Origin of the sequence: Mycobacterium sp. 1164966.3 (genome assembly GCF_001665395.1) — a bacterium.
Lineage (GTDB): Bacteria > Actinomycetota > Actinomycetes > Mycobacteriales > Mycobacteriaceae > Mycobacterium.
In genome coordinates, this window is record NZ_LZSG01000007.1 from 1 (window position 1) to 13360 (window position 13360).

At 64.5% G+C, this 13360-nt stretch carries 11 protein-coding genes and 1 tRNA gene; 3 read left to right on the plus strand and 9 right to left on the minus strand.

Annotation, left to right across the window (positions count from 1 at the left end):
• Window positions 1–106 precede the first annotated feature (106 nt).
• The 7 genes from A9W99_RS03895 to A9W99_RS03925 form a co-directional block, all read right to left on the minus strand.
• A tRNA-Arg gene (locus A9W99_RS03895) sits at window positions 107–179 on the minus strand.
• A gap of 43 nt (window positions 180–222) precedes the next feature.
• The gene (locus A9W99_RS03900; RefSeq protein WP_082929810.1) at window positions 223–1047 is read right to left on the minus strand and encodes an LLM class F420-dependent oxidoreductase; all 825 of its coding nucleotides are present in this window, start codon (window positions 1045–1047) and stop codon (window positions 223–225) included.
• A 26-nt stretch (window positions 1048–1073) separates the two neighbouring features.
• Window positions 1074–2129, minus strand: a complete 1056-nt coding sequence (locus tag A9W99_RS03905; protein WP_067373737.1) for a poly-gamma-glutamate hydrolase family protein — start codon at window positions 2127–2129, stop codon at window positions 1074–1076.
• Between the two features lie 152 nt (window positions 2130–2281).
• Complete coding sequence (locus A9W99_RS03910) at window positions 2282–3550, minus strand: Nramp family divalent metal transporter (RefSeq protein WP_371514916.1); 1269 nt, start codon at window positions 3548–3550, stop codon at window positions 2282–2284.
• 93 nt (window positions 3551–3643) lie between these two features.
• Window positions 3644–4357: an SDR family oxidoreductase gene (locus A9W99_RS03915; RefSeq protein WP_067373744.1), complete on the minus strand. Its 714-nt coding sequence runs from the start codon at window positions 4355–4357 to the stop codon at window positions 3644–3646.
• 83 nt (window positions 4358–4440) lie between these two features.
• Window positions 4441–5544 (minus strand): diacylglycerol kinase, encoded by a 1104-nt coding sequence (locus A9W99_RS03920; protein WP_067373747.1) that lies wholly within the window; start codon window positions 5542–5544, stop codon window positions 4441–4443.
• A 139-nt stretch (window positions 5545–5683) separates the two neighbouring features.
• A complete protein-coding gene (locus tag A9W99_RS03925; RefSeq protein ID WP_067373750.1) occupies window positions 5684–6475 on the minus strand; it encodes an SDR family oxidoreductase in 792 nt (263 codons plus the stop codon).
• Between the two features lie 241 nt (window positions 6476–6716).
• Between A9W99_RS03925 and pstS (A9W99_RS03930) the strand changes: the two genes are divergently transcribed.
• From pstS (A9W99_RS03930) to pstA, 3 genes are read left to right on the plus strand one after another with little or no spacing between them, the layout of a single operon-like run.
• Window positions 6717–7838, plus strand: a complete 1122-nt coding sequence (pstS, locus tag A9W99_RS03930) for a phosphate ABC transporter substrate-binding protein PstS (protein ID WP_067373752.1) — start codon at window positions 6717–6719, stop codon at window positions 7836–7838.
• 12 nt (window positions 7839–7850) lie between these two features.
• Complete coding sequence (pstC, locus tag A9W99_RS03935) at window positions 7851–8849, plus strand: phosphate ABC transporter permease subunit PstC (RefSeq protein ID WP_067373756.1); 999 nt, start codon at window positions 7851–7853, stop codon at window positions 8847–8849.
• Entirely contained in the window at window positions 8846–9751 is a 906-nt protein-coding gene (pstA, locus tag A9W99_RS03940) for a phosphate ABC transporter permease PstA (RefSeq protein WP_067373759.1), read from the plus strand. Before pstC ends, pstA begins: the two co-directional genes overlap by 4 nt.
• A gap of 4 nt (window positions 9752–9755) precedes the next feature.
• On the opposite strand, the gene A9W99_RS03945 is transcribed toward pstA, so the two are convergent.
• Together A9W99_RS03945 and pstS (A9W99_RS03950) are read right to left on the minus strand one after the other, a co-directional pair.
• Window positions 9756–12002 carry a serine/threonine-protein kinase PknD gene (locus A9W99_RS03945; RefSeq protein WP_067373762.1) on the minus strand — a complete coding sequence of 749 codons (2247 nt, stop codon included), beginning with the start codon at window positions 12000–12002 and terminating at the stop codon, window positions 9756–9758.
• A gap of 223 nt (window positions 12003–12225) precedes the next feature.
• Window positions 12226–13341, minus strand: a complete 1116-nt coding sequence (gene pstS, locus A9W99_RS03950) for a phosphate ABC transporter substrate-binding protein PstS (RefSeq protein ID WP_067373764.1) — start codon at window positions 13339–13341, stop codon at window positions 12226–12228.
• Window positions 13342–13360: the final 19 nt, after the last annotated feature.

A 13360-nucleotide genomic window follows, 5' to 3' on the forward strand; every position in this document is an offset into this window, starting at 1 on the left:
TGTCAAGGATCAACCGAAACAGCTGTAAAGAATCAGCCGAAACACTGTCAGGCATCAACCGAAACCGAAACGTCAAGTATCAGCCGAGGTAATACATGCCCTGACGTGCCCCCGGCAGGATTCGAACCTGCGACACCGGCTTTAGGAGAGCCGTGCTCTATCCCCTGAGCTACGAGGGCGGACTGGCTGAGCTTACCGGGGACGGCGCGGGCCGCGGCCCGTTCACCGCAGCTCGGCGATCACCTTCGCGAAGGTGTCGATGTGGTTGTCCTGGACGGTGAAGCAGGTGACCCCGTATTTTTCGCGGTATCCGCTCAACGTGTCGGCCATCTCGCGGGGCGACCCGGTGAGCACCGAAGTCTGCTCTAGCAACTGCGAGTCGGACAGCCCGGACGCATACCTACGGGTCACCGACAAATCGGGCATGGTCTCGCCCTCGGCCGGAATGGCGGTGATCGCTAGGTTCAGCTCCAGCGGATCAAACCGGCCACCGGCGGCGTTGCGCACGAACTCGATGCGCTCGGCCAGCGGGTCGTCCACGTCGCGCACCCTCGACCCCGTCAGCCCGATGATGTCGGCATGCCGAGCTGCCAGGGTCAGGACGCGATCTCCGTTGCCGGCGATCAGGATCGGCGTGGTCGGGTGGTGCTGCTTCAGGTACTTCGTCATGTGCTCGAGGTAGTCGACGCGGGCTCCGGCGCTGGGGTACGGAAGCTCGGCGGCGTCGAATTCCTCTCGGACATAACCGGTGCCCAGCCCGATCTCCAGGCGGCCGTCGCTGAGCCGGTCCACCGCCCCGAGGTCTCTGCTCAGCAGGGCCGGCTTGTAGAAGGCGGCGTTGAGCACATACATGCTCAGCCGGATCGTCTTGGTCACCATCGCGACCGCGGTCAGTGTCGGCATCGGTGCCGCCGCGCCGAGATGGTCGGGCACACAGATGACGTCGAACCCGAGGTCTTCGGCGCGCTTCGCTTTCTCCTCCAACGCCGTGCGTGACTTGAAGAAGCGAATGCTGACCGAGAAGCGGAAATCCTTGGCCACCGACACCTCCGTTAAGCGAGCTAAGTAAAGACTTACCAGGACCGCGCCGCGGCCACCAAGCCGTCGACGAGGCTTGTGGTGATCGGTGACCAGCCGTCCGCGCCCGGATGCGGACTGCGCGGACTAAGACCCCGGACTCGCACCGACAGCTCCAGCTGCGTGCCGCCGTCGCGCACCCGGTTGACCGGGTTGTCCGGGTGCAGCCCGCGCAGTTCACGGGGAATTGCGTTGAGGTCGGTGACGACCTCGTATCCCGGCAGCACGATGTGCCGCGCCAAGTGTGCCGCCAGCGCGCGGTTGCCGCCCCCCGCCAGTAGCTGGGTGCCGCGTCCGATGCGTCCGTATCCGTGCAGCGAGACCGCGACGTCGACGTGTTCGAGGAACTCGGCCAGCCGCGCCGACTCGCTCGGGTGGAAACGGGCCGACGGCAGATGATGCGGGTAGCGGTCGGGATGACGCAGCACATACACCGATGCCCCGGCCGCCTCGGCCGCACGCTCGGCGATCGCGTCGGTCATCTGCTCCAGGCCGCCGCCGTGGATTGCGAGAAAGCCGAACCGCGACCGCAGCCGGCTGGCCTGGACCACCCCCGGCTCGTTCAACAACGCTGAAAGTGATTGCGGTCCCGGCCCAGACGGCGCCAGCGGATGCGGCCAATGCGCGGGGTCCCAGCGATGCAGAAAGTCGATCCAGCTCTGCGGGAGCCGGTGATGGACGGCGCCGTCGATGATCCGCGGCAGATAGCCCGGCCGAGGCGGACCCGGAGTCACCCGATGATCGATGTAGACCCACGCCGGTGCTGGGCCGCCGTCAGTGTGCACGGTCAGCCGGTCGCGCCGATAGCGCACCGGAACGCCCTCGGCGCTGTCCAGGACGGTCAGATCGTGGTCGGAGACCTGCCAGAGCACCCCGTGTACCTGGATGCCGGCGAATGGTTCGACGGTGGCGACGCCGCGCTCGTTGATCAGCCAGTCGTGATCGTTCAGCACCGCGGGCCGCGGATCAATTGCGTCGGGACAGCGCGACGCCATCTGACTGACGCACAGGTTGGATCCATATGCGAAGTACGAATGCCGGGCCGCCGGCATTCAGCCCGTCGCAACCGGATAGGCGATGGGGTGCGGAATGCGTTGCACCAAGCTAACTCCTGTACGTACCAACGTTCACTATCCTGCCGTACGGCCTGACCAGCACGCCACGCAGTCCGCCGCGGCGCCGGAAGCGCAACTGCCACAACGAATTACGCTGCGTCGGTCACCGTCAGGTAGATCAGCACGATGTTGAGCAGACTGACCATCACCGCGACCGCCCAGCCGAGAGCGGTGGTGACGGGATGGTTGGTGTCGGTGCCCATCAGCTTGCGGTTGCTGGTCAGCCGGACCAGCGGCAGTACCGCGAACGGTATTCCGAATGACAGCACGACTTGGGAGAGCACCAGGGTGCGCGTCGGGTCGAAGCCCAGCGCCAGAATCGCCACGGCGGGGCACAGCGTGATCAATCGGCGCGCGAGCATGGGAATCGAGCGCTGCAGTAATCCCTGCATGATCATCGCGCCGGCATAGGCGCCCACCGACGACGACGCCAGCCCGGACGCGAGCAGTCCGACCGCGAACAGCACCGCGATGGTGGCTCCCAGGGTGTCGTGGATGGCGGTGTAGGCGCCCTCGATGGAACCGCTCACGCCGTGGTGCTGCAGGTTGATGGCGGCGACCAGCAGCATCGCCGCGTTCACCGTTCCGGCGACCGCCATGGCCAGGACGACGTCCACGCGGGTGACCTGCAGCAAGTGACGTCGGTGTCGGCCCTCGGCGGGATGTCCATGCCGGTCGATAGCCAGACCCGAATGCAAATACACAGCGTGGGGCATCACGGTGGCGCCCAGGATGGCGGCGGCCAGCAGCACCGTCTCGGTGCCGCGGAACCGCGGTAGCAGCCCGCTGAGCACGTCGCCGGGCGGGGGAGTTGCGACGAAGAAGCTGGCCGCGAAGCCGATCGCGATGACCAGGAGCAACCCGGTGATGACACGCTCGAACAGCTGCTGGCCGCGACGGTCCTTGACGGTCAGCAACAGCAGCGACACCGCACCGGTGATCACCCCGCCGACCAGCAGCGGCAGGTTGAACAGGACATGCAAGGCGATCGCCCCCCCGACCATTTCGGCGACGTCGGTCGCCATCGCCACGAGTTCGGCCTGCAACCAAAACGCGAGCCGTAACGGACGGCTCATCTGCTTGCCGATCGCCTCGGGCAGCGAGCGACCGGTCACCAGTCCAAGCTTCGCTGACAGGTATTGCACCAGGCCGGCCTGCACATTGGCCACGACGATGACCCACAGCAGCAGGTAGCCGTACTGCGCACCGGAGCTGACATTGGCGGCGACGTTTCCGGGATCGACATAGGCGATGGCCGCGACGAAGGCCGGACCGAGCAGATACCAGCTCGTCTTGAGCGAGGTCTGAGTGTCCTGCGCCAACGTTTCGACCCTCAATCCCGTTCGCCCGATAGGAATGTGAGGTTAACCAAGTGTGCCGAGCAGACGCAAAAGCCCCTAATTCTGGCCGAATTAGGGTGCTTTTGCGTCTGCTCGCCAACTCGCCACCGGCTAGGCGGCGATAATGCTGCCGCCGCCGTCGACCCGAACGATCTGGCCAGTCAAGTACCCGGCGTCGTCGTGCAAGAGCATGCAGATCACATGGGCGATCTCGACGGGAGTGCCAACCCGGCGCAGCGGAATGGTATCCAGCAGCCGGGATTCGCGTTGCGATCCCACGGGGCTACGTTCGCGATACATCTCGGTCTCGACGGGCCCAGGGGCTACCGCGTTGACGGTGATGCCCGTAGAGGCAAGTTCACCGGCCCAGATGCGCGTTGCTGTTTCGAGCGCGGCCTTCGCGCCCGCATACGGCGTGCGTTCGGCGACCCCGAGCGTCGTCAAGCTGGTGACGTTGACGATGCGGCCCCACCGGTTAGCCAGCATTCCGGGCAGCACTGCCTGCACCACCTGGACCGCGGTACGCACATTCATGTCATACGTGACGAACAGATCGTCGAGATCGATCGACCCGATGCGACCGAACCGCGCATAACCCACGTTGTTGACCACGCCGTCGACGGCGCCTTCGGCAACGATTCGTTCGAGCGTTTCCGCGGTCGCGTTCCGGTCGGCGAGGTCGACTTCGTAAAACTGCCCGGGAAAGTCCGACGGCGCCGTCCGGGCGAGGCCGATCGGCTGGTGCCCGCCGGCGGCCAACCGGTCAGCCACCTCGCGGCCAATGCCCTTCGACGCCCCGGTGATGAGGAATCGGCGATTCGACATGGGATCCCCTTTCGGCACAACGACTCTGACTGCAACGCCGAAAGGAGCGCGATTGTTTCACCGCCGAGCAGACGCAGAATCGCCTAATTCGGGGCCGGATTAGGCAATTCTGCGTCTGGTCGCCAGAGACCGCGCCCAGTGACCAGGGGAAGGTCAAGCGTCGTGCGAATTCCGGGCGCAGCCGCCACCACCGCCGGAATCGCGTTGACGATCCGCATCGCCGTCGCGACCAGCCCGGCATGGTTGTGGTCGCCGTTGCGGCTGCTCAGGCAGATGTCCACGGCGTAAGACGGTTCGCCGGTGATTTCGATGCGGTAGCAACCGCCCGGCTGCGCGGGTTGCGGCCAGTCCGGACAGAGGTCCTCACGCAGCCGGGTGACGTGTTCCAGCACGACGGCGGGCCGGCCGTCGACCATCCCGCGCACCTCGAACCGCAACGCCGCGGCGCTGCCTTCGGGAATATGCCCCGAGGCGATGTCGAAGGCCTGCGGTGCTGGTTCGCGGACATACGTTTCGGAGACCTCGTCGAGCGAAATGCCCAGCCCCGCAGCAATTTGGCGGACTACCGATCCCCACGCCAGGCTCAGCACCCCGGGCTGCAACAGCATCGGGACATCGTCCATCGGCTTACCGAAGCCCATCACGTCGAACATGACGACCGCGCTGTCATACGTCGCGTAGTCGACGATTTCCATGCACCGAACCTGCTGAATGCTCTGGCAGGTGCCCGCCAACGCCAGTGGCAGCAGATCGTTGGCAAAGCCAGGGTCGATGCCGTTGACGTACAGGCTCGAATTGCCTTCTCGGGCAGCATCTTCCAAAGGTGAGATGAGCTCGTCAGGCAGCACCTGCCACGGCCACTGCAAGAACACGGGCCCGCTACCGACGATGTTGACCCCGGCCGCCAGGACCCGCCGATAGTCGTCCAGGGCCTCGGGCAGCCTGTTGTCGGCCATGGCGTTGTAGACGGCACATTGCGGACCCGTGGCCAGCACGGCGTCCAGGTCGGTGCTGGCTTTCACGCCGGTCGCCTTGTCGAGTCCGGCAATTTCTGCGGCGTCCTTGCCCGCCTTGGCATCGGATGACACCCAGACGCCGGTCAGCTGGAACTCCGGGTTGGTGATCAGCGCGCGCAGTGAGTGGACGCCGACGTTGCCGGTGCCGAGTTGTACGACGGGTATGGCCATGACGGGCTCCTTACAGGTGGGTTGCGGACCGCGAGCAGACGCAAAATCACCCTCAAACGACCCGTTTTGGGTGATTTTGCGTTCCCCCGCAAGCGGGTGGGCCCACACCGCAGGTAGGGGAGTGCCCCCAGCTCGCGCATCACAGGTCGGGGACGGGGATGTCGAGGTTGGGGAAGGTGAGGCCGCCATCGACCTCAAGTGTCTTACCGGTGAGGAAGCTGCCGGCCGGCGACGCCAAATAGACTGCCGCAGCAGCGATATCGACGGGGTCGCCGAGGCGACGCATCGGCGTCACCTTCTCCATCGGCTCGCGCAGCTCGTCGTTCGCGGCCACCACGTCCAGTGCGGACGTCAGGATCGAACCCGGCGCAATGGCGTTGACCCGGATGCGTGGGCACAGGTCGAGTGCGGCCAGCCGGGTGTAGTGAGACAGTGCCGCCTTCGCGGTGCCGTAGGCGGCGAACCCGCGCCCGGCCAGCCGGCCCATGGTGGAGGTGATGTTGATGATGCTGCCGCCGCCGGAGTGCTGCAGCATCAATGGAACGGCGGCGATTGTCAAGGCGTGGGCGGTGGCCACGTTGAAGGTGAACGCGTCTTTGAGGTCTTTCACCGGGGTGGTCAGCAACGTGTTCGGCATGGTGCCGCCAACGTTGTTGACGACGATGTCCAGTTTCCCGAACGCGTCGACGGCCTGGCCGGCCAGCTGCGCCGTTGCCTCGGGATGGGCCAGGTCGGCGGCGACGGTGTGGGCCCTTCGGCCGGTCGCCCGAACCTCTTCCGCGACGGCATCTAGTTGAGATTGCGTTCGCGACGCGATGACGACGTCGGCTCCCGCTTCGGCGAATGCCAGTGCGATGGCAGCCCCCAGTCCGCGTCCGCCACCGGTGATGACGGCGACTTTGTCGTCGAGACGGAACCTGTCAAGGATCATTGCGGCCTCTCTTTTCAGTTGCGGGCCGAACTCCGGATGGACACCATTTTTGTAACAGGTTCTAGTTTGGCACATCGGTGAGGCAACCGGCGACGACGGCCGCAAGCAAGTGTCGCCCGACGAAACTATTGAATTCGCGAGGTCCTAATGTAACGTCGTGGCTGCGGGAAAACGGCTGGCCGGCAAAGCCGCGGGGAGGAGCCGCGGCGAACATGTTTCATTTCAACCGTGAGGAAGTAAATTGAGACTCAAACGATTTGGCGCCGTACTGAGTGTCCTGGCAATTGGCGCATTGGTGTTGTCCGGGTGTGGCAGCGACAAAAATGCAGGCGGAGGAAGCGCGACGTCGGGGCCGTCTTCCGCGGGCGGGGGGAACGTCAGCTGCGGCGGTAAGCAGACCTTGAAGGCGAGCGGATCGAGCGCCCAGGCCAACGCCATGACCCTCTTCACCAAGGCGTTCGAGCAGGCCTGCTCAGGTCAGTCGTTGAATTACACGCCCAACGGTTCCGGTGCCGGAATCAAAGAATTCACCGGCAATCAAACCGATTTCGGTGGCTCGGACGTAGCGCTGAGCAAGGAAGAGGCCGCGGCTGCGGAACAGCGCTGCAGCTCGCCGGCATGGAACCTGCCGGTGGTCTTCGGCCCGATTGCGGTGACCTTCAACCTGAACACCGTCAACTCGTTGAACCTGGACGGCCCCACGCTGGCAAAGATCTTCAACGGCACCATCAAGACTTGGAACGACCCAGCCATCCAGGATCTGAACAAGGGCTTCACGCTGCCCGGTGAGCCGATCCACGTCATCTTCCGCAACGACGAGTCCGGCACTACGGACAACTTCCAGAAGTACCTGGACGCCGCTTCCAACGGCGCATGGGGCAAGGGCGCCGGAAAGGTGTTCAAGGGCGGCGTAGGCGAGGGCGCCAAGGGCAACGAAGGCACCTCGGCGGCCGTCAAGGCGACCGAGGGTTCGATCACCTACAACGAGTGGTCCTTTGCCCAGGGGCAGAAGCTGAACATGGCCAAGATCATCACCTCGGCCGGTCCGGATGCGGTGGCGATCAGCGCCGAGTCGGTTGGAAAGACCATTTCCGGCGCCACGATCTCGGGCCAGGGCAACGACCTGATCATCGACACCAATTCGTTCTACAAGCCGTCGCAGGCGGGCTCGTACCCGATTGTGCTGGCGACCTACGAGATCGTTTGCTCGAAGTATCCGGACGCCCAGGTCGGCAAGGCCGTGAAGGCGTTCCTGCAGACCACCATCGGCCCGGGGCAGAACGGATTGGGGGACCACGGTTACGCCCCACTTCCCGACAGTTTCAAGTCGAGGTTGTCGACCGCGGTCAACGCCATCACCTAAATTGATCGCGATATGGCCCGAGGACCGCTAGCCAGGCCGCAGCGCCCGAGCGAAGCAAAGCCTGCGCTAGCGGCCCCCGACGGGCGCGCGGCACGACGTGGGGACCGGCTGTTCAAGCTCGCCGCTGGAACAGCCGGTTCCACCATCGTCGTCGCGATCGTGCTGATCGCGGTGTTCTTACTGCTACGTGCGGTCCCGTCGTTGCGGGTGAACCACGCAAACTTCTTCACCAGTGCGCGATTTGACACCACCGACGCCAAGCACCTCGCGTTCGGTATCCGCGACTTGTTCATGGTCACGGTGCTCAGCTCGGTTTGCGCGCTGGTGCTGGCCGTACCGATCGCAATCGGAATCGCGGTGTTCCTCACCCAATACGCGCCGGTGCGGTTGTCGAGACCATTTGCCGCAATGGTTGATCTGCTGGCCGCGGTGCCGTCGATCATCTTCGGCCTGTGGGGAATCTACGTGCTGGGACCGAAGCTCGAGCCGCTCACCAACTTTCTGAACCGGCACCTGGGGTGGTTGTTTCTATTCAAACAGGGCAACGTATCCATGGCCGGCGGCGGCACCATCTTCACCGCCGGCATCGTGCTGTCGGTGATGATCCTGCCGATCGTCACGTCGGTATCGCGAGAAGTGTTCCGACAGACCCCGCCCATGCAGATCGAAGCCGCACAGGCGCTGGGGGCGACCAAGTGGGAAGTCATCCGAATGACGGTGCTGCCCTTCGGTCGCAGCGGCGTGGTAGCGGCGTCGATGCTGGGCCTGGGCCGCGCTCTGGGTGAAACCGTGGCGGTGCTGATCATCCTGCGCTCGTCAGCACGTCCGGGAAAGTGGTCGCTGTTCGACGGCGGTTACACGTTTGCCTCCAAAATCGCCTCCGCGGCATCGGAATTCAGCGAACCCCTGCCGACCGGGGCATATATTTCCGCTGGATTCGCATTGTTCGTCCTGACGTTCGTGGTCAACGCGATCGCCCGCGCGATCGCCGGCGGGAAGGTCAACGGGTGAGTGCCGACCTGCTCGACCGACCGGTGAAAGCGGCCGTGTTTCGGTCGCTGAGCGTCCGGCGTCGGATCACGAACAGTGTCGCGACAACGTTTTTCCTGAGCTCGTTCGTCATCGCGCTGATCCCACTGGTCTGGCTGCTGGGGGTCGTGGTGGTGCGGGGCTGGTACGCCGTCACCCGCTCGGGCTGGTGGACGCACTCGCTGCGCGGCGTAATGCCGGGTGAATTGGCAGGAGGCGTGTACCACGCCATCTACGGATCCCTGGTGCAGTCCGGAGTGGCCGGCCTTCTTGCCGTGCCGCTGGGCGTCATGACCGCGGTTTACCTGGTGGAGTACGGTTCTGGCCGGTTGGCCCGGGTGACCACGTTCATGGTCGACGTGCTCGCCGGGGTGCCATCGATTGTGGCGTCGTTGTTCATCTTCAGCCTGTGGATCGCAACCCTGGGATATCCGCAGAGCGCCTTCGCCGTCTCGTTGGCCTTGGTTCTGCTGATGTTGCCGGTGGTGGTCCGGGCCACCGAGGAGATGCTCAGGCTGGTGCCCGACGAACTGCGAGAAGCCAGCTACGCGTTGGGAATTCCCAAATGGAAAACGATCGTGCGGATCGTCTTTCCCATTGCGATGCCGGGCATCGTCGCCGGTATTCTGCTGGCGCTCGCGCGCGTCCTGGGTGAGACGGCGCCGGTGCTGGTGCTGGTCGGCTACAACCAGTCGATCAACTACGACATCTTCAACAACAACATGGCGTCACTGCCGCTGTTGATCTACACCACGCTCACCAACCCGGAGCCCGCCAGTTTCCTGCGGCGCTGGGGTGCGGCGCTGACGCTGATCATCATCATGGCGCTGATCAGTCTGACCGCCGCGGCGATCCGCTTCGTGGCAACCCGACGGCGCCGGTAGCCGGTCAGGGCTTGAGCTTGAGCACTCGGCCGTTGCCACGGTCGGCGACGTAGACGTTGCCGTCTTTGTCCACCGCCACCGACAGGGGCGTATTGAGGCCCTGGAACGGTAACTCGGTTGAGTTGCTCGCTCCGGCCGCCAGTTTCAGGACCCTGTTGTTGTCGTGTTCGGTGACGTAGACGCTGCCGACTTTGTCCACCGCGATACCCCACGGTGAGGAGAGGCCGGTGAACGGCAGTACGGACTGGTTGCTCGTCCCGGCATCCAGTTTGAGCACCCGGTTGTTGTCGGTGTCGGTGACGTAGACGTTGCCGTTGCTGTCCACCGCCACCCCGTCGGGATTCTTGAGCCCGTCGAAGGCCAGCACGATCTGGTTGGTTGACCCGGGCTCCAATTTCACGACCCGGTTGTTGCCGCGGTCAGCGACATAGATGGAGCCCTGGGCATCCACCGCCAAGCCCTCGGGGTAGTTGAGACCGGTGAAGGGCATGTCGGTCTGATTGTTCGATCCGGCCCCCAGCGAAACCACCCGGTTGTTGAAATCGCTGACGTAGATCTTGCCGGCGCTGTCCACCGCCACGCCCTGGGGCTCGTAGAGGCCGGAGAACGGCTTCACCGTCGGCGCGCTCGACCCGGCAGCCAGCGTCACCACCCTGCCCTTCATGCCCTGGTTGGTGACGTAGACGGTGCCGGAACTGTCGACCGCCACACCGCCGGGCGAGAGGCGGAAATTGAGATCTTTGAACGGCAGCTCTTGCTGTTGCCCAGGCTTTGCCTCCGGTTGACCCGACTTGTTGTCCGACCCCCCGAACGCGAACACCGCGACCAGCACGATCGCGAGCAGGACCGCCGCGATGCCACCCGCGATAAGCAGCAGTTTCTTCTTGTCGCGGGGCTTGCCCGCCGGCTGGTATGACTGGCCGGGCGGCGTGTAGGGACCGGGCGTGGCGACATCAGGTTGGCTGGGCCAGCCGCCGCCGGCCACGGGGTGGGCCTGGGTACGTTGGTCGCCCGCCTGCCCGCCGCTGTCCCCTGACACCGGACGCATCATGGTCTGGTCGCCGCTCGGGTACGACGGCCCCATCATGGTCTGGTCTCCGCTGGGGTATTGCGGCGTCGGTCCCATGGCGGTCGCGGCTGGATAGTCGCCGGAAGCGTAGTGGGGCCCCGACGACTGCTGCGGATAGCCACCAGACGTTTGTTGCGGGTAACCACCAGACGTTTGTTGTGGATAACCGCCGGAGATTTGTTGCGGGTAGCCGCCCGAGGGCTGCTGTTGGTACGCACCGGAAGCCTGCTGTGGGTGCGCACCCGAGCCGCCGAAACTGGCCCAGCCCACACTCGGGTCGACGACCGGGGCCATCAGAGTCTCATTGTCGCCCTGGCGCAGAATGGTGGCCTCTTGGCGCTGCTCGGAAGTCGTGAGCGCGTCATGGGCGGCATCGGCCAGATCACCGCAACTGAGGTAGCGGTCCAGTGGATTCTTGGCCATCCCTTTGGCAATCACGTCGTCCAAGGCCGCCGGCACTCTGCCCGGCCGCAGCTGGCTGGGCCGCGGCGCGGGCTCCATGAGATGCGACGCGATCAATCGTTCGACGCTCTTGGCCGAATAGGGCGGCGAGCCGGTCAGGCACTCGTCCAACACACAGGCCAGCGCATAGATATCGGCGCGGTAGGTGACCTCGGTGTCGCCGAACCTTTCCGGGGCCATGTAGTTATAGGTGCCCACGGCTGTCCCGGTCTGGGTCAGCCCGGGGTCAGTGGCGGCACGGGCGATACCGAAGTCCACCAGATACGCGAAGTCCTGGTTGGTGACCAGAATGTTTTCCGGCTTGACGTCGCGGTGGGTCACACCGGCGCTGTGCGCGGCGTCCAGTGCGGCGGCGATCTGGCGAATGATCGCCACCGATCGCGCCGGTGCCATCGGACCGGTCTGCGTCAGGATGTGCCGCAGCGAGACACCGTCGATCAGGCGCATCTCCACGTAGAACTGCCCGTCGATCTCGCCGTAGTCGTGGATCGGCACAATGTGCGGCTCGGTCAACCGTCCCGCGGTGTCGGCCTCACGTTGCATCCGGGCACGAAACACCGAATTGTCCGAGTATTGCGCCGAAATCAGCTTGAGCGCCACCACCCGGCGCTTGCGGGTGTCCTCGGCTTCGTAGACCTCGCCCATCCCGCCGCGACCTATGAGACGCACCAGCTTGTAGGGCCCGAACTGGGATCCCTCCCGCGAAACGGCGTTACTCACCGTCGACGCTCCCTTCGCCAGCCACCTGATCCGGACGGCCAGAGTAAGCCCTCGGAAAACCGATGGTTACCACACGGTAAATCCTTGACGACCAATGCGCCCAGAGATTCGGATTACTCACAGTGAATTCTGAAATCTCTCCAAACAGTTGCACGCGCGCAACATCGACTTCCATCAGTCCAACCCACGCCCAAACCCGTTGTGCCCGAGTTGGTTTGCGTGGTTACCCGATGCTGTTTACCGCTGGCACCAGTTTGGATTGCAACGAACTCGGTAGCGGAATGTAGCCGTACTCGTCGAGCCCGTTTTGGCCGTCGCCAATTGTGGCCTGCATGAAGGCCTTAACTGCAGCGCCGGTGGGGCCATCGGGGTATTTCGAGCAGACGATCTCGTAGGTCACCAGCACTATCGGGTAGGAGCCCGCCTGCGACGGCTTGTAGAACGTCGACGTGTCCACCACCAAGTCATTGCCCTGGCCCTTGAAGGCCGCGCCGGAGATGGTCTTGCCGACCGTTTCCGGGGTGATCGCCACCGGATCCGGACCCGCCGAGGTGACGATCAGCGCCCTGTTCAGTTGATGGCCCTCGGCGAATGACCACTCGTTGTACGTGATCGACCCGTCGGTTCTCTTCAGGGCCTGCGACGTCCCGTCATTGCCCGCGGCGCCCTCGCCGACCCCGCCGTTGAATGTCTTGCCGGCGCCCTTGCCCCACGCGCCGTTGGAAGCGGAGTCGAGGTACTTCTGGAAGTTGTCCGTGGTGCCCGACTCGTCGGAGCGGAAGACGACGTGAATGGGGGTCGGCGGCAAGTTGCTGCCAGAGTTGAGTGCCTTGATCGCCGGGTCGTCCCACTTGGTGATGCCGCCGTTGAAGATCCTCGCCAGGGTGGGGCCATCCAGGTTCAGCGAGCTCACCCCGTTGATGTTGTAGGTGACCGCGATGGGCCCGAACACCACCGGCAAGTCCCACGCAGGCGATCCGCAGCGCTCGGCCGCCCGGTCGGGTTCACCTTTAGCCTGATCCATCGGCGAATCGGACCCGGCCAAGTCGACCTGGCCGCTGATGAACGCCTTCATCCCGGCACCGGAACCGTTGGCGTTGTAGTCCAGCGTGTAGCCGGGGCAGGCGTGGATGTAGGCGTAGACGAATTGCTCGATTGCGTTCTTCTGCGCGGTCGACCCGGCGGCATGGAGTTTCTTCTTACCGCCGCAGTTCACCGGAACCGCGGGAGTGGTGGATTTTGAAGCTGACGGGGTGTTCGAATGTCCACCACAAGCCGATAACACCAGTGTGCTGGCGACCACCAGACTCAATGCGGTGCCAGATCGAGTGAACTTCACGGGACTCCTAGATTCAGGA

What these genes read in the sequence shown, in the direction of transcription:
- A9W99_RS03920 (WP_067373747.1), bottom strand. Translation starts at nt 5,544, where the DNA reads ATGGCCATACCCGTCGTACAACTCGGCACCGGCAACGTCGGCGTCCAC.
- A9W99_RS03905 (WP_067373737.1), bottom strand. Translation starts at nt 2,129, where the DNA reads ATGCCGGCGGCCCGGCATTCGTACTTCGCATATGGATCCAACCTGTGC.
- A9W99_RS03925 (WP_067373750.1), bottom strand. Translation starts at nt 6,475, where the DNA reads ATGATCCTTGACAGGTTCCGTCTCGACGACAAAGTCGCCGTCATCACC.
- A9W99_RS03915 (WP_067373744.1), bottom strand. Translation starts at nt 4,357, where the DNA reads ATGTCGAATCGCCGATTCCTCATCACCGGGGCGTCGAAGGGCATTGGC.
- pstC (WP_067373756.1), top strand. Translation starts at nt 7,851, where the DNA reads ATGGCCCGAGGACCGCTAGCCAGGCCGCAGCGCCCGAGCGAAGCAAAG.